This is a genomic window from Citrobacter sp. R-1.5.2, from assembly GCF_035064245.1.
Classification (GTDB): domain Bacteria; phylum Pseudomonadota; class Gammaproteobacteria; order Enterobacterales; family Enterobacteriaceae; genus Citrobacter.
On sequence record NZ_JASEYC010000001.1, the window covers coordinates 170,800 to 192,015 of the forward strand.

24 protein-coding genes and 1 riboswitch are annotated in these 21,216 nt (G+C 51.9%); of the genes, 4 read left to right on the plus strand and 20 right to left on the minus strand.

Features of this window, described 5'->3' with window-relative positions:
* Window positions 1-27: 27 nt before the first annotated feature.
* The 20 genes from QMN38_RS00725 to pduA are packed head-to-tail and all read right to left on the minus strand — an operon-like array spanning window position 28 to window position 15,829.
* Window positions 28-1,242 (minus strand): acetate/propionate family kinase, encoded by a 1,215-nt coding sequence (locus QMN38_RS00725; protein ID WP_271442436.1) that lies wholly within the window; start codon window positions 1,240-1,242, stop codon window positions 28-30.
* The gene (gene pduV / locus QMN38_RS00730; RefSeq protein WP_005128040.1) at window positions 1,227-1,679 is read right to left on the minus strand and encodes a propanediol utilization protein PduV; all 453 of its coding nucleotides are present in this window, start codon (window positions 1,677-1,679) and stop codon (window positions 1,227-1,229) included. The genes QMN38_RS00725 and pduV overlap by 16 nt, the downstream gene beginning before the upstream one ends.
* Before the next feature lie 4 nt (window positions 1,680-1,683).
* The gene (gene pduU / locus QMN38_RS00735) at window positions 1,684-2,034 is read right to left on the minus strand and encodes a propanediol utilization microcompartment protein PduU (protein ID WP_048212006.1); all 351 of its coding nucleotides are present in this window, start codon (window positions 2,032-2,034) and stop codon (window positions 1,684-1,686) included.
* Window positions 2,034-2,588 (minus strand): propanediol utilization microcompartment protein PduT, encoded by a 555-nt coding sequence (pduT, locus tag QMN38_RS00740; protein ID WP_040231922.1) that lies wholly within the window; start codon window positions 2,586-2,588, stop codon window positions 2,034-2,036. Before pduT ends, pduU begins: the two co-directional genes overlap by 1 nt.
* A gap of 2 nt (window positions 2,589-2,590) precedes the next feature.
* Window positions 2,591-3,946 (minus strand): cobalamin reductase PduS, encoded by a 1,356-nt coding sequence (pduS, locus tag QMN38_RS00745; RefSeq protein ID WP_323604244.1) that lies wholly within the window; start codon window positions 3,944-3,946, stop codon window positions 2,591-2,593.
* Window positions 3,943-5,055, minus strand: coding sequence for a 1-propanol dehydrogenase PduQ (locus QMN38_RS00750; protein WP_271455304.1), 1,113 nt, complete (start codon window positions 5,053-5,055; stop codon window positions 3,943-3,945). The genes pduS and QMN38_RS00750 overlap by 4 nt, the downstream gene beginning before the upstream one ends.
* A gap of 10 nt (window positions 5,056-5,065) precedes the next feature.
* Complete coding sequence (gene pduP, locus QMN38_RS00755; protein ID WP_323604245.1) at window positions 5,066-6,451, minus strand: CoA-acylating propionaldehyde dehydrogenase PduP; 1,386 nt, start codon at window positions 6,449-6,451, stop codon at window positions 5,066-5,068.
* A complete protein-coding gene (pduO, locus tag QMN38_RS00760; RefSeq protein ID WP_323604246.1) occupies window positions 6,448-7,455 on the minus strand; it encodes a two-domain cob(I)yrinic acid a,c-diamide adenosyltransferase PduO in 1,008 nt (335 codons plus the stop codon). Before pduO ends, pduP begins: the two co-directional genes overlap by 4 nt.
* A gap of 8 nt (window positions 7,456-7,463) precedes the next feature.
* Complete coding sequence (locus QMN38_RS00765) at window positions 7,464-7,739, minus strand: EutN/CcmL family microcompartment protein (RefSeq protein ID WP_271442441.1); 276 nt, start codon at window positions 7,737-7,739, stop codon at window positions 7,464-7,466.
* Between the two features lie 3 nt (window positions 7,740-7,742).
* The gene (gene pduM, locus QMN38_RS00770; RefSeq protein WP_323604247.1) at window positions 7,743-8,234 is read right to left on the minus strand and encodes a microcompartment protein PduM; all 492 of its coding nucleotides are present in this window, start codon (window positions 8,232-8,234) and stop codon (window positions 7,743-7,745) included.
* A complete protein-coding gene (locus tag QMN38_RS00775) occupies window positions 8,231-8,863 on the minus strand; it encodes a phosphate propanoyltransferase (RefSeq protein WP_323604248.1) in 633 nt (210 codons plus the stop codon). The genes pduM and QMN38_RS00775 overlap by 4 nt, the downstream gene beginning before the upstream one ends.
* Window positions 8,863-9,327 carry a BMC domain-containing protein gene (locus QMN38_RS00780; protein ID WP_323604249.1) on the minus strand — a complete coding sequence of 155 codons (465 nt, stop codon included), beginning with the start codon at window positions 9,325-9,327 and terminating at the stop codon, window positions 8,863-8,865. The genes QMN38_RS00775 and QMN38_RS00780 overlap by 1 nt, the downstream gene beginning before the upstream one ends.
* 24 nt (window positions 9,328-9,351) lie before the next feature.
* Window positions 9,352-9,627 (minus strand): propanediol utilization microcompartment protein PduJ, encoded by a 276-nt coding sequence (pduJ, locus tag QMN38_RS00785; RefSeq protein ID WP_001057752.1) that lies wholly within the window; start codon window positions 9,625-9,627, stop codon window positions 9,352-9,354.
* Between the two features lie 19 nt (window positions 9,628-9,646).
* On the minus strand, window positions 9,647-9,997 hold the full coding sequence (locus tag QMN38_RS00790) for a glycerol dehydratase reactivase beta/small subunit family protein (protein WP_202038927.1): 351 nt from the start codon (window positions 9,995-9,997) through the stop codon (window positions 9,647-9,649).
* Window positions 9,987-11,819 carry a diol dehydratase reactivase subunit alpha gene (locus QMN38_RS00795; RefSeq protein ID WP_323604250.1) on the minus strand — a complete coding sequence of 611 codons (1,833 nt, stop codon included), beginning with the start codon at window positions 11,817-11,819 and terminating at the stop codon, window positions 9,987-9,989. Before QMN38_RS00795 ends, QMN38_RS00790 begins: the two co-directional genes overlap by 11 nt.
* Before the next feature lie 15 nt (window positions 11,820-11,834).
* Window positions 11,835-12,353 carry a propanediol dehydratase small subunit PduE gene (gene pduE / locus QMN38_RS00800; protein ID WP_323604251.1) on the minus strand — a complete coding sequence of 173 codons (519 nt, stop codon included), beginning with the start codon at window positions 12,351-12,353 and terminating at the stop codon, window positions 11,835-11,837.
* Window positions 12,354-12,367: 14 nt separating this feature from the next.
* A complete protein-coding gene (gene pduD / locus QMN38_RS00805; RefSeq protein ID WP_271442448.1) occupies window positions 12,368-13,042 on the minus strand; it encodes a propanediol dehydratase medium subunit PduD in 675 nt (224 codons plus the stop codon).
* Between the two features lie 10 nt (window positions 13,043-13,052).
* Entirely contained in the window at window positions 13,053-14,717 is a 1,665-nt protein-coding gene (gene pduC / locus QMN38_RS00810; protein ID WP_271442449.1) for a propanediol dehydratase large subunit PduC, read from the minus strand.
* Between the two features lie 18 nt (window positions 14,718-14,735).
* A complete protein-coding gene (pduB, locus tag QMN38_RS00815) occupies window positions 14,736-15,548 on the minus strand; it encodes a propanediol utilization microcompartment protein PduB (protein ID WP_137382366.1) in 813 nt (270 codons plus the stop codon).
* Window positions 15,548-15,829: a propanediol utilization microcompartment protein PduA gene (pduA, locus tag QMN38_RS00820; RefSeq protein WP_003030255.1), complete on the minus strand. Its 282-nt coding sequence runs from the start codon at window positions 15,827-15,829 to the stop codon at window positions 15,548-15,550. The genes pduB and pduA overlap by 1 nt, the downstream gene beginning before the upstream one ends.
* 525 nt (window positions 15,830-16,354) lie before the next feature.
* On the opposite strand from pduA, the gene pduF reads away from it, so the two are divergent.
* The 4 genes from pduF (at window position 16,355) to cbiB (ending at window position 21,209) form a co-directional block, all read left to right on the plus strand.
* Window positions 16,355-17,164: a propanediol diffusion facilitator PduF gene (pduF, locus tag QMN38_RS00825; protein ID WP_323604252.1), complete on the plus strand. Its 810-nt coding sequence runs from the start codon at window positions 16,355-16,357 to the stop codon at window positions 17,162-17,164.
* A gap of 202 nt (window positions 17,165-17,366) precedes the next feature.
* Window positions 17,367-18,278 carry a transcriptional regulator PocR gene (pocR, locus tag QMN38_RS00830; protein WP_323604253.1) on the plus strand — a complete coding sequence of 304 codons (912 nt, stop codon included), beginning with the start codon at window positions 17,367-17,369 and terminating at the stop codon, window positions 18,276-18,278.
* A gap of 332 nt (window positions 18,279-18,610) precedes the next feature.
* Window positions 18,611-18,785, plus strand: a riboswitch (cobalamin riboswitch).
* A gap of 88 nt (window positions 18,786-18,873) precedes the next feature.
* A complete protein-coding gene (locus QMN38_RS00835) occupies window positions 18,874-20,253 on the plus strand; it encodes a cobyrinic acid a,c-diamide synthase CobB (RefSeq protein ID WP_323604254.1) in 1,380 nt (459 codons plus the stop codon).
* The gene (gene cbiB / locus QMN38_RS00840) at window positions 20,250-21,209 is read left to right on the plus strand and encodes an adenosylcobinamide-phosphate synthase CbiB (RefSeq protein WP_323604255.1); all 960 of its coding nucleotides are present in this window, start codon (window positions 20,250-20,252) and stop codon (window positions 21,207-21,209) included. Before QMN38_RS00835 ends, cbiB begins: the two co-directional genes overlap by 4 nt.
* Window positions 21,210-21,216: the final 7 nt, after the last annotated feature.

A 21,216-nucleotide genomic window follows, 5' to 3' on the forward strand; every position in this document is an offset into this window, starting at 1 on the left:
TTTGCCGCAATTTGCGGTGCGGCAGGATTAAGCAGGAATGCCCAATGTCACAGTTTCTGATATCGCTATACGCATAACATCCTGCGCGATCATCAACTCTTCATTGGTATTTATAACGGCCACTTTGACCAGCGCAGTTTCAGTTTGAATAAAGGTTGCGTTGCGCTGATTTTTTTCATCATCAACGGCCAGACCTAAGAAATTCAGATTGTGACAAATCGCAGCGCGTGCTCGGGCTGAGTTTTCACCAATTCCACCCGTAAATACCAAAGCATCCAGACCGCCCATCTGCATAATATAACTGCCTATGGTGGCACGAATTCGTTCTGCAAACAGCGTAAGCGCGAGTGCAGCCTGTGAGTTGCCTTCGTCTGCGGCGCGTTCAACATCACGGTAGTCTGATGAGATACCGGAAACGCCAAGTAATCCCGATTCATTGTTGAGGAGTTGGTTAAGTTGCTGCGGTGTTTTGCCTTCACGCAGGGCAATCCACGGCAAAATAGACGGGTCAATATCTCCGCTGCGCGTACCCATCATCACGCCTGATTGTGGTGTAAAGCCCATCGAGGTATTCACCGATTTGCCACCTTTGATGGCACAGATGCTGCTGCCATTACCAAGATGACAGCATACGACGCGCAGTGCGCTGAGCGGGACGCCCAGCTTTTCAGCCAACGCGGTACTGACGTATTTGTGGCTGGTACCATGAAAACCGTAACGCCGAATTCCCAGCTCTGAGTAATAGCGCCAGGGCAGAGGATAAACAAAAGACGGCTCAGTCAGCGTTTGATGAAAAGCAGTGTCAAAAACTGCGACGGCGGGTGCTTCGGGTAATAGCTGACGAAAAACTGCAATCCCCAGTGCATTAACCGGGTTATGCAGTGGTGCCAGTTCTGCAAGACGCTCGATTTCGGCCAGTGTTTCATCGTTGACGAGGGCGGAGTCTTTAAAAGACTCACCACCATGTGCGACGCGATGACCGACGCCATCGATCTCTTCCAGACTCTTGATGATGTTCAGGCTAAGCAGTTTTTCCAGTAACAGCGTTACTGCTTCACGGTGATCGGCAACGGGTAACGTCTCCTGCCATTTCTGTACGGGTGTTTTAAGCGTGACCTGCGCGTCAGACATCCCGATACGTTCAATCAGTCCCTGGCAGATCATTTCACCCTGCGGCATCGCCAGTAACTGAAACTTAAGTGAAGAGCTACCCGCGTTTATGGCCATTATTTTGTGAGACATGACGGTTCCTTTGCATTCAGAAAAATGAACATCTCATCGACCCCGGTATTCTCCAGCGCGCTGGTGATAAACACGTTCTGCGCTCCTGCCTGAACCAACCAGCTTTCTACGAGTGAAATCCTCTGAGGGTTAGCTAAATCGGCTTTGGTAACGAGGCCGATAACAGGTCTGTTCATTGGGCCAGTAAAGCCGGGAGAAAAAGGTGACCATGGGGCGTCGGCATTCAGTACCAGAGCGATAATGTCGGCTTCGCAGGCGCTGGCCAGTAACGCACTGTACAGGCAGCGGTTCTCAAGATATTCACCCGGCGTGTCTATTGTCGTTGGCGACCAGACAATCGCCTGAGTTTTCTGGTAATGAAGTGCTTCTCCACGCAGACATTGTGTGAGTGAGGTTTTACCGCACTGGCTGGGGCCAATTAGCATGATGCGTTTCATGTGGTTACGTCCGGGTAATAGGGCACGCAGTAAAACGCATCATTTCGCCAAGCGTTCTGGTTACCTGTTTCAACGCGTACTCAACAGCTGAAACATCACCCGTCAGTACGACTGCACCGGTAAAACGATCGAGAAATCCGATCTCTACCGCACCAGATTTCGTGGCGATATCACAGGCGATAATTGAGGCTTCACTGGGCGTAATGGTTAAAATACCAATGGCCGAGACTGAGTCCTGCAACCCCAACTTTTTGAATAAATCCTTACCAGGATTAGCAATAAGGTGCGCCAGTGTGACCTGCTTGCCGGGTACGTATTCCTGGATCATGCGATCCGTCGGCGGTTGTCTGTCCATTATCCCTCCACTATTTGTCGCCACATGCTTTCATGCGGGCGTGGTATGACGGAGCGATAAACCAGCAGACCTTTTTCCCCGGCGCTTTCGCTGGCGACTGTCACGGCGTTATTGACATCGGAAACATCGCCCGCGACAACCATGTAGCATTTACCACCAATACCGAATGCCATATGCACCCGTACCAGCGTGACATTGGACGCTTTAACTGCACGATCGGCGGCACAGATACAAGCCGCTACGCTCCAGGTTTCAACAATCCCGACGGCCTGATGCTTATCCACACTGTTAAGACCGCTAATTGCCGGGAGAACGCTGGCATGAATGTTTGGGAGCACCAGACTGTCGACGAGCATATCGCCTGCAAGAGATGTCCCTGTTGCAATGGCCTGCTGTACAGCACCTACGTCACCCCCGAGCATCAGTAAAAACTTTCCAGGGCAGATGGTTTTGCTGACCAGCAAATTCACATTTGCGCTTTTAAGCATCGCATCACCGGCTTCCATCCCTTTGGCGATGCTGGTGAGTTCTAAAATCCCTATAGCCTGAGACATGATTAACCTCTTATTACCGTGATGGATTGCCCGGTTATCTCGCTGACAAGACCGTCAATACTGGCGTGGACAGGTGCGCCTAACGTGCCTTCGGGTACATCAGCAACACATCGGCCGCGAACAACACGCTCACCTTTTTGCACGCAGGGGATAGCGCTGGCGCCAATATGCTGGCGTAACAGCAGTGTTGTTTCGTCTGTGGCGTAATCGGCTTCAGACAGGGGCGCGTCGTGGTACCAGTCGCTGAGGCCAAGTTTGGTGATGAGTCGTTTAACCGGAATCAAACGGTACTTCGCCATTTCGTCTTCAGGATTTAGTGGTCCCTCATAACGATGATTAAGCGCCCGTAGTTCACGTTTGAGCATACGGTTGATGCGCATCGGCGAAATGCCTACCGGACAAGCCACACTTTCACAGACATTGCATTCTGAACAGGTCAGGGCAGTGAGCAGCAGCTGCGGGGTGGCTGCCTGTTGGTAGTTCACTGCGCGAACCAGCAGATGCGGTGATAGTTCATGACCGATTAAGTGTCTTGGGCATAAATCAGTGCACAGACGACATTGCTCGCAAACGGTTTTTGCAACCGCAAGCACGGTGCGTTCGTCCTGCATTCGTCGTTGAATCAGCGCATGGGATTTGGGCAATACCAGTAGCCCCCCGGTGGTCTTGCTCACGGGAGTATCGAGCGAAGTAATCAGGCCACCCATCATCGGACCGCCGTTGATAAAACCAGGATCGTCAACGGTGGCGCCACCCGCCAGTGCCAGGACTTCGCGTAAAGACATACCGATGGGAACACTCAGCGTTAACGGTCTGGCGACCGCACCGTTGACGGTTAGCGTGCGACGGGTAACGGGGTACTGCTGTTCAACCGCTCTGGCGATATTGAGCACGGTCTGGACGTTATTGACCACCACGCCTACGCTAACGGGCAGCGCGGCTGGAGGAACCCGTCGTCCCGTTGCCATCCAGATGGTCAGCACCTCGTCACCGGCCGGATACACATCGGGTAAAATATGTAACCTGATGTTGGTCGGTAAAAGTGGTGTTAACGCATTGATGGCCTTCTGATATTTTTCTTTGAGGGCAATAATGCCTGCATTGGCCCCTGTTGCTGTCATAGCATACTGAACGCCACGTACCAGCCTTGCCGCTTGCACCGCCATTAATTGTTGATCGACTTTCAGCATTGGCTCGCATTCTGCGGCGTTCACCAGAAACGTATCAACCTGCGCCTGGAGTTTAACGTGAGCAGGAAATCCTGCACCACCGGCCCCAACCACGCCTGCTGCACGCACGCGATCGCGTATCGTTTGTGCGTCATAAAGAACATGTTCTGCCGTCATGGCTGTACTCATAATAATTCCTCAAGCAGTTCCTGAATGGCACTGGCATCGGCTACACGGGGGTTGGTTTGCAACGTGACATCAGCCAGTGCGGCCTGAACCATCGACGGTATACGTTGCGACCAGGTATGCTTCTCGTCTTTCAGTGCATCAACAAATGACGGTAACGCGCACTGTTTTTTGAGTTGTTCAATATGATGAATGAGCGCATTGAGTGCCGCCGTATCATTCGTACTATCCGGGCATAAATGGCAGGCTTTAGCGAAACGGGCATAGCGCTTTGCTGCCCGCGGGTCGCGTGCATTAAACTGAATGACACGAGTGAGTAACAGTGCGTTGGCCAGCCCATGGGGTAAGTGAAACTGACCACCGAGCTGATGGGCAATAGCGTGATTGATGCCCAGCCCCGCCTGGCTAAATGCCATCCCTGCCAACGTAGAGGCATTGTGCATTTTCCCCCGAGTAGCCAGGCAATCACCTTTGCTAACCGCAACAGGCAGGTACTGGAAGACAATTTGCGCGGATTTTTCCGCCAGCGCATCCGTGAAATCACTGGCTTTTGTCGATACATAGGCTTCCAGTGCATGTGTCAGGACGTCCAGTCCGGTATTCGCAGTAATAGCGGGTGGTACGCTGACAACCAACATAGGATCAAGAATGGCCATGTCAGGGTAGAGCGCGTTATTAAAGAGTGGATATTTAATACCTTTCTCTGGATCGCTGATCACGCAGGCACTGGTCACTTCCGAGCCTGTACCGCTGGTGGTGGGAATTGCCACACAGGTTTCGATTTCAATACCAAACTGACGGCTGAACCAGACGATAGCTTTGGCGGCGTCAAGTGCGGAGCCACCGCCAAAACCAATCACGACATCCGGTTGCAGGGACTGCATTTGTGCAATCCCCTGGACTACCGTACTGATGGTGGGATCGGGTGTTATATCACTGAAAATGCTGATGCGGTTATCCGCGGGCAGCGTATTTCGCAGCTTTTCAATCAGGGGGGAACGTGCGAGAAAACCGTCGCAAATAATCCAGATATGCTTATTGGAGAAGCGCTTAAGCACATCCAGACTTCCCTGGCCGCTGTACAATTGTGTTTGCAGTGAAAAGCTATTCATAACGGCCTCATTAGCGAATAGAAAAACCGTTGGTGAGCACGCAACGACGAGAGCGTGCGAAAGTTCGCGCTGACGTTGTGCCTTCACCGGTGGGAGTAGCAATAGTAAAGGTGGTAAAGCCTTCACCACCGACACCAATACCGGCGTAAGAGGGGCCATTTTTCACAAAGATAGAGGTCTGAAGGGTTCGGGCAGCAAGATTCAGACGTGACACGTTTTGTGAATGCATGATGGCAGTGTGATGCAGTCCCTCTTCAACTTTCAGTGCCAACGCCAGTGCACTGTCAAAATCCTTTACGCTCACGATGGGCAGCATTGGCATCAACTGTTCGCTGGTGACCCATGGATCGTCAGCATTGACGATGCCAATCAACAGGCGAGGTGTTTTTGCCGGAACCGGTATGCCCGCAGCTTCAAGCAGGGCTGCTGGACTCTTTCCAACCAGTTTTTTATTGGCTATGCCTTCAGGCAGACAGGCGGCGCGCAGTTTGTTGATGTCTTCGTTGTGCAGAAGTAACGCGCCAAAAGACTGCATTTGTTGGACCAGTCGTTCAGCAACAGCATCGACAACAATCAGGCTTTTCTCAGCAATACAGGGCAGGTTGTAATCAAACGATGCACCGTTGATGATATCTTCAGCTGCTTTAACCAGGTCAGCAGTTTCATCCACAATACAGGGCGGGTTTCCTGCGCCAGCACCAATAACTTTCTTCCCGCTTTTCATACCCATAGCAACAATGCCAGGGCCGCCGGTAATCGCCAGAACTGCGATTTTAGGGTGAGCCATCATCTGCTGGGTAGCTTCAAAAGTAGGTTCTGTGACCGTGATGACAAGATTCCTAATCCCGCAGCAGCGGAAGGCAATATCTTCAATCATGGCAATCAGTTTCAGTGATACCACTTTTGCGCCAGGGTGCGGGCTGAAGTAAACGCTGTTTCCCGCGGCCAGCATGCTAATGCTGTTATTGATGATGGTTTCCGTGGGGTTCGTACTTGGCGCAACGGAGCCAATCACCCCAAATGGAGAGTACTCAAACAACACCATGCCACCGTCACCGGTAAGTGCAGTAGTGGTAAGGTCTTCGATGCCAGGGGTGTTATCCAGCGCAGCTTTATTTTTAAGAAACTTATCCTCTTTGTTACCCATTCCCGTTTCTGTTGCGCTTTCAGCGGCCAAAGAAGCCAGATGAGGCGTCAGTTCTTCCCGCAGGGCGTTTATGATGGCGCTGCGGGTTTTTAGCGGACATTGCTGGTAACGCAAAAAAGCCTGATGAGCGGCATCGATCGCTTCACCGACGCACGGAAAAATTCCGTTACCCTTAACGTCTATTTTTGCCGGGGTGAGTTGCTCAGTCAAAATGTTGCGGATAAGGGTTTCAAGTTCTGAAGTATTCATTGATGTGTTCTCACGTTAATCGCCGCAATGGCCGTTTCTGCAATGTCCATATCCTGCTCAACGCTTCCTCCGCTGATGCCAAGACCCCCAAGGAGTAAACCTTCGCGCCATAATGCGTAGCCGCCTCCAAAGGTGACGATTTTTCCCTGCATATGGCTTTCCAGACCGTAAAGTGCGGCGCCCGGCTGAACCACGGGCGTCAGTTCGTGCGTGGCAGTTTTCATTGCGACGGCGGTCCAGGCTTTTTTCGGTGCCAGCTCACTACTGACGAGCAAGGCATCTGGCATGCGCCAGGTCACTGTAGGCGTACCATTGGTATCCACTATGCTGACAACGACAGGGACCTGGAGCTCTTCAGCGCGCGTTACTGCCGCGCGTGTCAGTTGATGGAGTTCGTGAAAAGACAAAGGCATAGTCGACTCCCTGGTGACTGCTGTGCGAGTGGCCGCAAGATAGCGCTCCGCCACTTTCTGGATAATGTCGTTTTGATGGGCGTCATGATCTTCTGCGCGTGCAAGCGCATATAAACAGTCAGACAGGCGGTTGATATAACGCATCAGTACGTGTCTGACGGAGATTTCGGTGGAGAGCTCGACCAGTCGCCTCTCTGCGCGGCGAGCCAGCGTGCGGGCAAAGTGCAGACGACTGGCGGCTTCGCAGCGGCCAGGTAAAATAAAGCTGCGCAGGGGCGGCATTCTTCCCATTGCGGTATCAATGGCGGCTTCCAGCGCCACAATTTCTTCCGAACTGATGTAGCGCTGATCGGGTGTGGGCTGTTCGCTCTCGCTGGCCAGTTCGGCACTGAACCAAAACAACTGCAATTGAATATCTTCAAGTAAGAGACGATGTTGCTGACTTTTTACCGCGCAGGCACACAGGCTCAATGCAGCATTGAGTTCATCCAACGTACCGTAGGCCTCAACGCGCGGATGTGATTTACTCACGCGTTGTCCGGTAAAAAGCGCTGTTGTGCCAGCGTCGCCAGTGCGGGTATAAATCGCCATAGTTCCTCCTAACGAGAAAGCGTGTCGACGATGCCGACGATCGCCAAATCGATGGCCTCATTGGGGCCGGAAAAAACATGCCTGGCGCTGGAGCCGCTACTGAGTAACACCAATTCGCCAGTCCCTGCACCGACTGAGTCAACCGCGACTTCATCTCCGGTAGCGGGGGAGGCGGGGAGCTCTCCGTCAGTGCTTACCCGGCGTACCAGCAACAGTTTTTTCCCCACCAGCGATGGTGATTTTTGCGTAGAAACCACAACACCTGTAACCCTTGCCAGATACATGGTTCACTCCTGCTTAATTAATTGAATATTTCGCGCACTAACGGCTTCCCGGGCCAGTGCCGTCACGACACAGCGACGACGCAACACCAGGATGCCACCGTTAAGTTGGGCAACATCGGCATAACTTAAGAGCGTTTCAGGATGCAGCATGACGATGTGCCCCAGTTCATTACTGAACTCCAGCGGCAGTCGCGTGAGCTTTTTCACGGGGAGTGCCGGTAGCAGCCGATGCTGTAGAGTGATTTTTACGCGAAGCCCGCATGCCAGCGCCTCGTGGATTGTTACTGCCGCGACACTGGACGGAATGCAATCTGCAATTTTCTCCAGTAAAGGCAGGTCTGCCTGCAGGAGGTGTAGTGACGAGTACTGACAACATAATGTCCGGGAATCGATTTCCCGTAACTGTGCGACGCTCAGCGTGATGGTACTTTCCGCGCGTTTTTTGAGCCGGGAAACAACTTCCTCAATGATGCGTTGCAGCAGTTCGTTGTTCATCGTGGGGTCACCAATGTGGCAAATGCCTGCGGATTATCAGCGCCTGCTGCATTGGCTTCGTCTGTATCGATATGCATCTCAAGGCGCATATCCGGTGAAACGCGTACGGCGACATTATCGAAAATCAGTCGGCGTTCATCGCCATTGATAGCCACGGAGACTTTATCTCCATGAGATACGCGCAGTATCAGCGCATCCAGCGGCGACATATGGATATGTCGCTGGGCAACAATAACCCCGGAGGGTAACTCCAGTTCAGCAAAGGGACTGATAAGACGAATGCCAGGCGTTCCCTGAATATTACCGGACATGCGCAGCGGCGCAGCGATGCCTAATGTGCGAGCGTCGGTACGAGATATCTCCACCTGACTAGTACTACGCAGTGGACCAAGCAGACGCACATTCTTTAACTGACCTTTCGGTCCGACCAGTGTGACGGTCTGATCTGCGGCATATTGTCCGGGCTGCAACAGGCCCTTTTTCTCGCTAATCGGCTGATTAGGGAACAGCCGAGTGTAGTTCTCGGCGCAAAGGTGGATGTGGCGGTTCGAAATCCCGAGAGGAATAGGGCGTTCACGCATTTCATCCAGTACTTTACTGACCGTTGTTTCCAGTTGCTGTTTATCCATTACGCTTCACCTCGTTTGCCTGAATGCAGGCAGAGAGCGCGTGGCTCGCCTTTCTGGCGAGGGCAGGCAGGGTCAAGACACAGATTGCAGCTAATCAACTCTGCCTGTTGCACTGCTCCAGGTAATGCAATTTCTGTAGCCATCTCTTCTTGCTCTTGCGATACATCAGGTATCGCTGCTGGCGTTGGCTGCACGGGGACACTGTGGGAAAGAATGCCTTCTCCGGGTCTGGAAATGACCCTGTGCGCGACCAGTCCATTTCGCAGCTCTGCTAAATTAGCACCGGTGGATATAGCCGCCTGAACGGAGGCCACATCCCCGATGATTTTGATCACCGTCCAGCCTGAGCCGTTGGTTTTTTCGAGGCCCACCAGCGTGATGGAAGCGGCTTTCGCCATGACGTCCGCGCAACTGATGGCTAATGCCAGACCACTAACTTCAAGTAATCCCAGTGATTGCTTCACGCTGTGCTCCTTGTTTACGGCGATTTATGCGGATTTAGGTAAAATGGCTTCAACGTCGCTGTGTGGACGTGGGATAACGTGACAGGATTTCACCTCTCCAACAGCGCTCGCTGCTGCGCTTCCTGCATCTACTGCCGCTTTTACGGCACCGACATCCCCGCGGACCATCACGGTGATAAGTCCTGAGCCGATTTTTTCGTAGCCAACCAACTGCACATTTGCGGATTTCACCATGGCATCAGCGGCTTCAATAGCGCCGACGAGCCCTTTTGTTTCAACCAGTCCCAGTGCGTTATTCATACTGCTTTTCTCCTGTGGATTATGAGTGGCAGTCCCGGAAGGGGATGCCTTTTACCAGTCGCGCAGCGTTATTACCGATGCTCCGGCGAGCGTGGCTATTTTGTTGATATATCAGCGTAAAAAGTGGCGCTGAGGTGGGTAGATTCTTATAGTGCACAACCAGCTTTTCCCGGCTACATCCAATGCCGACCAGCAACGGTGACTGACAGGCGGCCAGCCATGCGTTATGGATAATGTCAGTCGAGTGAGTCTGTTGAATAACGAAGGGGATACCTTCTTCTTCAATGCCCAGCAGAACGTCATTCCAGATGTTTGCGCAGTCACCCATGGCGACTATCACGATAGCGGGTGCCGTGAGGTTACTTTCCATGAGCGAATGCCTTGTACCAGGAGAGAATTAACCCCGTCGCAACTGCGTTGCGCGGACCTTCCGTGCCCCGAATATTGCCGCGACCCGCGACCAGGCGATAATGAGCCAGTGCATCAGTAACCAGTTGCGGAACTTCGAAGTCCAGCGAGGAACCTCCAACCAGAACGACAAAAGGAATGTCCCGAATATTCCCGGTTGGGCTAACCTGTCGCAACGCTCTCAGCGCGTTGGTAACAAAAACACGCTCTTTAGCGCTGCGACGAATAGCACGCACTTTTTCCAACGCCAGATCGCCGGGCAGTGGCACCAGTTCATCAGGTTTTACAACGCATACGCGAGCGAAAACGGCAGGAGGGAGAGGCGTAGGGAAGAACTGAACGCTGCCATCTTCGTGACGCAGGTGGAACAAGCTCTCTACTTTCGCCAGCGGGTACTTCTTGATCTCTTCCGCCAAATAGCGGTCATCCAGACCCAGTTCACGGGCAATAATCATCGTGACCATATCGCCTGCGCCCGCCAGGTGTGTGGCAATAATGTCGCCCTTAGGATTAATGATAGAGGCGTCAGTAGACCCGGCCCCAAGATCCAGAATAGCCAGTGGACGTGTGGTACCCGGTGTGGTTAAGGCGCCCAGAATAGCGGCTTCGGCTTCAGCACCACCAACCTGCACATCAATGTTGAGTTTTTGCGTGATTTCCTGGGCAATCATCGCCATTTGCAGACGATCTGATTTCACCATAGAAGCAATACCAACGGCCTGTTCCAGTGAAAACTCGCCGGCAAGTCCCCCGGTCACGCTGACTGGAACTGAAGTATCAACGGCCAACAGATCCTGAATAAAGATTTCATGGCTGGGTTTGTTGGTTAATTCAGCCATTGTCTGGCGAACGTGCTCCAGCATGCCGCCAATATTGGTTCCCGCCTCTCCGGTGACGTTATCCAGCTTCGGGCATTCACCAACCGCTTTCATAATCGCGTCTGCACCTGCCGCGACATCGACGCGTACGGTTCGTCCCTGCGATTGCAGTTCCAGGTTCCCGGCAGGGATTGCACGAGCCTTTACATCACCTGATGGTGTTTTCACCACTACCGCAGAGCGGTTGCCAATCAGCGCGCGGGCCATCGGGACAATGTTTTTGGTCTCTTCTGCGCTAAGGCCAAAGACCGTCGCGATTCCGTACGGGTTAGAAAGGGTTTCGATAACCTTGCCTGGAACAGCGACCTCAATAGCGGCCAGCATACCCAGCGGGATACGATCGATATGGCGGACCTCATCAACGATGGGCAGAGGCGTATTCAGCCGGTTGCTAACCAGCACACCGTCGTCCTGTTGCAAAATAACGCCAGTCAACTGGTATCCGGCGCGTGCGGAAGCGTTAATCATCGTGGCGACATCGGCAAAATCGAAAGCCGATGAAACGACCAGGATATAAGGCGTATCCGCCGGACGGCTCAGGAGGTCTTCCGGCGTAATGGTTACACCAACGCCTAACCCGACACCGCCAGGCGTTTTGGGGTTGTGACCGATCATGGTGGATTCTGTGATGATGGTTTCGGTGATGGTTTCCATCGCCACGTCACCGATAACCGGTGTGGCTTCGTTAATACGGATGAGCGAAATATCGCTGACATTAATGCCGGCATTTTTTGCCGCCTGTGCAAGTGCCTCCTGAATACCAAACACATTACGCAATGTGCCTTTAATTCCGGTGGTTTCCGCCAGTGCGCTGCCGGAAATGCTTAGCGCGCCAGTCTCATCCAGGGTTGCCAGTGCGACTTCCGTTGATGAGTTGCCTATATCAATGCCAGCTATATATCGCATCGTTTCACCCTGATGTTAGTCGTCGCCTTTAAGTTTCTTGCGCTCTACATACAGCGCTGCTGCTTCACGAACGAACGCGGCACAGATCTTCGCCTGATAGCGACTCTCCAGATCGTCGGCGATGGCCATCAACTCGTCTTTCGTTGAGCGATAAGGCCGTAACGCGTTGTAGATCTCAAGAATGCGGTCGTCAGGTACAGCAGTCAGTTCGGCTGCACGTTCGAAGTTCATCGCCAGTCTGTCACGGCCGGCGTCTTTGGCGATGTCCGCCTGAATACGCAGCGTTTCAGGTGTGATACGCATATCCTGCGCGGTCACTTTATTGCTCAGAACATTTTCGAGCGTGAAGTCATCCAACGTTTTGTTGGTTGCGGTTTTGACCCACTCAGGATGCTTATTCGCCAGCGGGTAATCCGTAACTTTTGCGGTATGTGTTGGAACTGCCGCCGTAACGGGAGAGGTTGTTTCTCCTTGCAGGCTGTTCATCCGGCTCAACACATCCCGAACCATCGATTCAATTGCGTCGGTATTCATGGAGTTATCCTTTATCAAAGCGCCACGCGCAGTTCCTGCGGGTTTTTGCCCGTCACGACGTATTTGGTCTCTTTAATGTGCAAAATGGCTGATTTCGCCTGATACTTCGGACGCGCCATTTGGTCATTTAGCGTCGGGACCGGTTGCGGAGACTCACGCTTGGCGTAACGTGCGGCGTTCTTACCAATCTGACGGTAGGTTTCCAGCGTCAGCAGCGGCGCCTGTGGGAACAACTCCAGGTTAGAAAGCGGCGGTAACCCTTGCTGGTGGATAACCGTGGTGCCTTTGGACTGGATGCCAATTGAGATCCCGGAACCACTCAGGCGGTTACCTTCCACAGCCACAAACGCAACATCGGAAGATTTAAAGCAACGGATTACGCGTGCTTTAATTCCCTCTTCTTCAATACCGGCTATCACTTCGCGCAAAATATTCTTGTGCGGAATACCGACGATATTGACGGTTTGTGAGAGTCCAAACGCCGGACCTACGGCAATAATGACTTCGTCCTGCTGCTGACCTTGTTTGGCTTCGCCAATTTCGGTCAGAAAGCCGTCGCCCTGTACCGTTGCAGCCTGTGGTGCACTGGTCGCGGCCGATGCGCGAAAAGAGACGGGTTTATCGCTGGTCTGCATTTCAGCCAGCACATCCTCAATTATCTGACGCAGCAGTTTTTCATTGATTTCCATTGTTCACCCCTTAGCCAAGCTCGTTGGGATCAAGTGCGCCAGGGATGTTTTTAATTTCTTCCCAGCGTTCGCCTTGCAGGCGATAACCTGTTGCCGGACCGGCATAATCGTTGACGTCATTCACTGCGGAAAGCACTTGTCCGTCGCCGACGATAATGGCGGAGGTATGCAGATAGTCTCCGGTTAACTTGGCTTTTTGGATGTTGAGCATGTCTTGAGCAACATCGGTAAACCCACCCTGAGCAAGGGCTTTCACCACTTCCAGGCCGTTACGGTTTTTATTGATGATCTCTTGCGCAAATTTGATGTCTTCAACGATGTTACGCTCTGGCATATCTTTTGAACCGTGGGCGTAGGTTGCGGCCTCGACTTCTTCGTCGGTGATTGGCGGTAATCCCATCCCGGCGAATACGGCCTGCAGTGCGCGAGCCGCTTTATTGCGAATGGCGATAACGTCTTCTTCACGCACCGGACGTAAACCACCGTCGACTTTCAGATCGCGCTGGATGACGTTGTAATCGTCAAAATCTTCGGCATCCTCGTTGGAACCGGCGAACATGTTGTCGTAGTTCGGAACAGCGGAATAACCAGATGAAATGAAATCTGTACCCGGCAAGAATTGCATCAGCAGACGAGCAGTACGACGCATATCGGAGTGGGTGAAGGTCTGGTCGTTACTGGAGGCGCATTCCAGATCCAGTGACGAGCAGATCAGGTTTTCCGCCAGTACCGCGCGAATGCCTGATGGCACGGCAGACGGTACGCCGATGCAGCTTACGGAACCGTTTTGCAAACCCTGAACGCCAGCCGCTTTGGTGATGTAAATGCAGCGTGCTTCCAGATAAAGCATCGATTTGCCTTCGGCGTAGCCCATCTGAACTTCTGAACCGGAGCCAGAAGTGAAGCGCATTTTCAGGCCACGTGAGGCGTAAGAAGAGGCTAAGAAGCCTTTCGACCATGGCGTATCGTCACCATCGGTGAAGACTGGTTCGGTGCCGTAAACGGAAATGGTTTCGGCGTAGCAGGTGTGGCCCAACATACCGAGCTTCAGCTCGGTGGCTTCTTCCAGGGAGCACTGCGTCAGTACGCCCGGACGACCAACCTGAGAGCCAACCAATAGCGCGATGGCGTTGAACGGCGCATAGCGTGCTACCGCAACCGTGGTTTCTTGTTCGTCAAACCCACGCCATGCGCCTTCGGCGGCATCGGCAGCAATCTGTACCGGGTTGTCTTTAACGTTAGTCACGTGCGCTTGTTGAGAAGGGGTTCGGCGGGCACGCATTTTCTGCATTGCCATCATCATCTCAACGACGTTCATGTGCGAAACCACTTCCACAATTTTCGCTGGCGTCATTGCAGTGGTCAGAGGAACAATGTCCATACGCTTGACGTTAGGGTCGCAAAGCATATTGGCGAGTTTAACCGAGTCCATCGCCATCACCTCTTCAGCGCGGGCCAGGTTAATGCCGTAGCGCGCGATGAAGTGGTCAATCAGATCAAATTCACTGACGGATTTGCCGTCCAGTTCAGTGACGATACCGTTGACGATTTTAATCGACGGCTTAGGGTCGTTCGGGCTTTCCATCGCAATGAAGCCTTCTTCGATCCACTCCTTAACGAAGCCGTCCTGATTCACAGGGCGTTTCGCCAGTGCTTCAAATCTTTTCGATCTCATGAATCAGCCTCACTGATATCAGATATAGGACGGACGGTCGTTTTTGGGTTCTGAGCCCAGGGTCGCCAGCACGGTTTTACCGATCTCACGGGCTGAGATAACGGCCTGACGTACAGCCCCAGAGTCACCGGAAATGACCAGAATGGCTTCGTTGCTGAAACTGGTGCCATGAGCGGGAGAACTGTAGGCCACCACTTCAACATTGGCGGATTTCAGCGCCGTATCGGCCATCAGTACACCAACGGAGGCAGGGGCACCGACGATAACGCCACAGGCACGACCAATTGGTGCTCCGAAGGCTTTTTCCAGCGCGTAGCTGGCGCGCGCCGTGTATTGCATTTCGATGTGTCCGGCTTCGTTGGCATATACATCGCCAAAGGTGCGATCCAGTTCTTTCAGCGCAACTTCAATCCCGCGTTTCACGTCAGAAACGTCGTTACCGCCTAAGATAATCAGCGAGCCGTGACCTGCGCCGCCTTTGGTATCACGAGGAAGTTCAATGCTGACGACTTCAGTATTTGTGGCTTTTACCGCTTCATCGGCGGCCATGATGTGTGGGCCTGCGCCTGTGCGCGCGCCGAGGATACCGATGGAGCGATAGCGCTTTTCAAGCTTCATCGCATCCAGTAAGGCACTGTCTACGTTGGCGATTACCAGACCGACGGTGTCGCCAATCGCAGTACCGACAAACTCCGTTAAACTGCAGCTCTTCTCTGCCATAGCCGTTTCTCGTGTTGGGTGAGTATTTTCAGGGATAGCCTGTTGTTCTGGCGTTGCCACACGAGCAATCACCTGCGCCATGATCTGTTCAACCAGCTCATTGCTGCTCATTAGCTAATTCCCTTCGGTAAGATTTTTTCGACATCGGTGTGAGGGCGTGGGATCACATGTACGGCTTTCACTTCTCCCACGTTGCGTGCGGCGGCGGCACCGGCATCTGTTGCTGCTTTAACCGCGCCGACATCACCGCGAACAATGACTGTTACCAGCCCTGAACCAATTTTTTCGTAGCCGACCAGCATCACATTGGCTGATTTCACCATTGCGTCTGCGGCCTCTATGGCTGCAGTTAAGCCTTTGGTTTCTACCATTCCTAACGCTTCTTGTTGCATAAAGACCTCGCCTGGGTTGTCCCGATTTTCATGACTATAAAAAGAAGCGAGGAAAAAGAATGGCTGACTTGAAAGTGTGAGTGAAAAAATAGTGAGGATATGGTGATATAAAATTGCTGAGAATTGTTGTAATTCATTGTTTTTAAATGATTTATTGAATGTTGTCAATATGACAAATTAGTTATGTTAATTCCATATTTACACTTTTTGAGGTGACAAGATAAATATCATTTGCTATGCGATGAAAATGAAATTGTGATGATTGTTTGAAAATTAAAATCTGCCATAAGCAATATTTTATTATTTTATAAATATGCATTTAATAAGAATTCGGCCCATTCGGCGGCGTGTTTTTATAAAGATGATGACAAGAATTTGCTATCACAACACGATTTTGACGCACATACAGCCTTCAGGTTGCCAACAATTTGCCGACACCGCTTTTTATAGTAAGTCTCGAAGTATTCTACGAGCCAGCAAGGAGACCGCTGGTAAAGACACGAACTCTGCTTAGAAGGTGTCACAATGAACGATTCACTAAAAGCGCAATGCATTGCCGAGTTTTTGGGTACCGGGCTATTTTTGTTTTTTGGCATTGGATGCCTGAGCGCCTTGAAAGTAGCCGGTGCCAGTTTAGGGTTGTGGGAAATCTGCATTATATGGGGGCTGGGGATCTCACTGGCAGTTTATCTGACTGCAGGGATCTCGGGTGCACATCTCAATCCCGCTATCACCATCGCACTGTGGCTGTTTGCCTGTTTTCCTAGCCGTAAAGTGTTGCCGTACTCCATTGCTCAGGTGGCTGGTGCCTTTGGTGGCGCTCTGCTCGCCTATTTGTTGTATGGCAGTTTGTTTATCGAGTACGAAACCGCCCACCACATGGTGCGGGGCAGCCTCGAAAGTTTGCAGCTTGCCAGCATATTTAGTACTTATCCTGCCGCTGCACTCAGCGTCTGGCAGGCTGCACTGGTGGAAGTTGTGATTACCTCCATTCTGATGGGAATGATCATGGCGCTCACCGATGATGGCAATGGGATTCCCCGGGGGCCGTTAGCACCACTACTGATCGGTATTCTGGTTGCTGTTCTAGGGGCTTCTACCGGGCCGCTTACCGGATTTGCCATGAATCCGGCTCGTGATTTTGGGCCTAAATTGTTCGCATGGATGGCGGGCTGGGGGGATGTCGCGATGACTGGGGGGCGTGATATTCCTTACTTTATTGTCCCGATCGTGGCACCTATCATTGGTGCTTGTGCGGGGGCAGCAATTTATCGTTACTTTATTGGCAAAAACTTACCGTGTAATAGCTGTAAGCTGGAGGAAAATGAGCGTTAGCTTCACGGAAAATGTTTATTTTTGAAATGTAATAACTGTTTTCGTGATCAGGTTTCCTGAACCGCTTAAAAAGTCTCCCAAGAATGGGAGACTTTTGTTATGTTCGAATACGCCTTTTATCATTGCTTTGGATAGCGAGATGAAAAGCGGATGTAAATAATATGTTTTATTTATAACAATAAATTAACTGAGAGGTTTTATCATGATTTCTGCGAGTGCCCTGAACTCAGAACTCATTAATAAAATCGCACAGGATTTTGCGCAGGCCACCAGTCTGGCTGTTGTGGTTGTCAATATTCACGGTGATGAAATTTCTGAGCTTTTTAATTTCACCCCTTTTTGCCAGTTGATGCGCCAGCATCCTCAACATAGTACGCGATGTCGTATGAGCGATCGCTGTGGGGGACTGGAAGCTTCAAAATCCGATCAACCTTGCATTTATCGCTGCCATGCCGGGCTTACTGACTTCTCCATTCCGCTGGTCATTGCGGGACATCTGGTAGGGTTTGTCTTATGTGGTCAGGTGCGCTTAAGTAATGACGTGGGGCTGGTGGATATTCTGAACGTGGACGACCGTTGGCAAACCGATCCTGAACTGGTGAGTGAATTTCGTAATGTACCGGAAATGGACTATTCGCGGGTTATTGCCTCTGCTGATTTGCTAAAGCTCATTGTAGAAAATTGTCTTAAAAAACAACTGAATTTCGTCGTGATTAAAGACAATCCGCAACAGTCAGAGCCGGTGCGGGCTAATCGTAGTCCGAACCCTCATGACAGTAAAATGAAGAAAGCCTTGCGTTATATTGATGCGCATTTATCGGACGAGCTTCGTCTGGAAGATGTTGCCTCTCATGTTTATCTCAGCCCTTACTATTTCAGCAAATTGTTCAAAAAATATCAGGGGATAGGATTTAACGCATGGGTAAATCAACAGCGAATGGCGAGTGCCAAAGAGTTACTTTGTCATAGCGACTGGAGCATTGCCAGTATCGCGCGAAATTTAGGCTTCTCACAAACCAGTTATTTTTGCAAAGTTTTCCGTCAAACGTACCAGGTTACGCCGCAGGCTTTCCGTCAGCAAATAAATGTCATCTCATCTGAAGAGACAGCTTAAATAGCAATAATTTGCTATTGCCGATTTTTGATATTGTATGCTATGTCAGTCATTATAAAATGAAAAATAACTACAGCAGTCAATAAATTGTCATAGCGCAACAAAATAATGGTATTTGAAGGATAAACTGCACCAGTTTTTATTTTTGTGATGAGATACAGTGTCTGTGTGAAAGACTTTCTTTATTCTTTAATGACGCTTTCATTCAAAAAATGAACATATGAATAAACGGGTTGAGGCCATAACATTGGTTGAATGTACCCGGCAAGATATTAAATTGAATTATTGTCATGAGGTCGTGAATTTGCCTCAAGACACAGAGCCAAATTAAATCGGCTCTTGAACTGACAGGTTTGCCACATTTGTGGTAGGGAAGGGGGTGAGAATCCCCCGCAGCCCCCGCTGCTGTGATGCTGACGACCCCGTATAGACCACTGATCGCAAGATTGGGAAGGACGGGCGAGGACGACGCTAAGCCAGAAGACCTGCCTGTCGGTGACTACCAACAACTTCGGTGGGAAGTGGGTTGCGCAGATGCATACAGTCAAGAGACTGGGTATCTATACACCCCTACCACCCTGAACAGGATCAGGGTATGGCGGCCAGTTTTCACGCATTTGTTCTTGCAGGTACCGGTAGCGGCTGTGGCAAAACCACGGTAACGCTGGGCTTGTTGAGCCTGATGAAAAAGCGCGGTTTACGCGTCCAGCCATGCAAAGTCGGTCCTGATTACCTTGATACTGGCTGGCACACCGCGGTATGCGGTACGGCTTCCCGCAATCTTGATAGCTTCATGCTACCCACCCCTACACTGAATGCCTTATTTTGCGAGCAGATGCGGCACGCGGATATTGCCGTTATCGAAGGCGTTATGGGGTTATATGACGGCTATGGCACAGACCCTGATTACTGCAGTACTGCGGCGATGGCGAAACAGTTGGGTTGCCCGGTCATTTTGCTGGTTGATGGTAAGGCTGTTTCTACTTCGATAGCCGCCACGGTGATGGGATTCCAGCATTTTGATCCCAGTCTGAACATTGCAGGCGTGATTGTTAATCGGGTCAACAGCGAAACACATTACCAGCTACTCAAAGTTGCGATTGAGCGTTATTGCTCCGTGCCTGTATTGGGCTATGTTCCTCGCATGGAGGGCGTCGCGCTCCCTGAGCGTCATCTGGGTCTGGTTACCGCTCGTGAGTCAGTTATCAACCAGCAGCCGTGGCAGGATTTTGCCGCGACGCTGGAACAGACGCTGGATATCGACGCGCTGCTGGCCTTAAGTGCGTCAGACAACCTTCCTGTTGGTGAATGGCCCGCCCTGCCTGCTGCAGACGCAGGCGCAGGGTTAACGCTGGCCATTGCTGATGACGAGGCGTTCAACTTTTATTATCCGGATAACATTACGTTACTGGCGCGTACGGGCCTCAACACTGTTCGTTTTAGCCCGCTGCACGATACCTGTTTACCGGACTGCCAGATGATCTGGTTAGGCGGTGGGTATCCGGAACTGCATGCTGCGGCCCTGGCCCGTAATGTCACCATGCTGGAGCAATTGCGAGCGGCACATCAGCGTGGCGTCGCTATTTATGCAGAGTGCGGAGGGTTGATGTATCTCAGTAGCTCGCTGGAGGACAGCAACGGCGATCGCTGGCAAATGGTAGATATCATTCCGGGGCACAGCAAAATGGGCAAACGGCTGACCCGGTTTGGTTACTGCGAGGCGCAAGCCACACAGCAAACATTGCTGGCAACGGCCGGTGAAGTCCTGCGCGGGCATGAATTCCACTATTCCGATTTTACCCCTGAAACTCCGGCGGTAATGAGTTGCCGCAAGGTGCGTGATGGCAAAACGCTGCAGGCCTGGTCAGGCGGATGGCAGGTCGGAAATACCTTCGCCAGCTACCTGCACGTTCATTTTGCCCAGCGCCCCGAAATGCTCAATCACTGGCTGGCCGCTGCGAGGAACGCGCTATGACGATACTTGCATGGTGCGTTGCCTGGCTGCTGGATTTTATCATTGGCGATCCGCAGAACTGGCCTCACCCGGTGCGCTGGATTGGCAACCTTATCTCCGCAGTCCAGCGAGTCATTCGGCGTTATTGCCATCGTGATAGCACGCTGAGAATCGGCGGTGCCGTGATGTGGATCGTGGTGGTCGGTGTGACATGGGGCGTTTCCTGGGGAGTGCTGACGCTGGCGAATTCCATTTATCCGTGGCTGGGATGGGGCGTAGAGGTGTGGATGATCTTTACCGTGCTGGCGGGGCGTTGTCTGGCGAATGCTGCGCTGGATGTTGAGCGTCCATTGCGTGCCAATAATCTCGCCGAAAGTCGGGAAAAACTCTCCTGGATTGTGGGACGTGATACCTCACAGCTGCAACCAAAACAGATCAACCGCGCCGTGGTGGAAACCGTGGCGGAAAACACCGTTGACGGCATCATCGCGCCGCTGTTCTTTCTCTTACTGGGCGGTGCGCCGCTGGCGATGGCCTACAAAGCGGTGAATACCCTCGATTCAATGGTGGGGTACAAACATGAAAAGTACCGTGCTATCGGCATGGTCAGCGCCCGTCTGGACGATGTTGCTAATTTTATTCCGGCAAGACTGAGCTGGTTGTTGCTGGGTGTGGCGGCGTTTTTATGCCGCCAGGACGGCGCACGCGCTTTGCAGATTGGCTGGCGTGATCGCTACAACCATAGCAGCCCAAACTGCGCGTGGTCGGAAGCTGCTGTGGCCGGCGCATTAGGTATTCGCCTCGGGGGACCCAATGACTACTTCGGCGAGCGCGTTGAGAAACCGTGGATTGGCGATCAACAACGAGACATTTCTGTAGACGACATTTCCCAAACGATTCGATTGATGTGGGTAGCATCGACCCTGGCACTGGCGCTTTTTATTGCGCTGCGCTGGCTGTGGGTCGGTGTCGCCTGAGGACAAC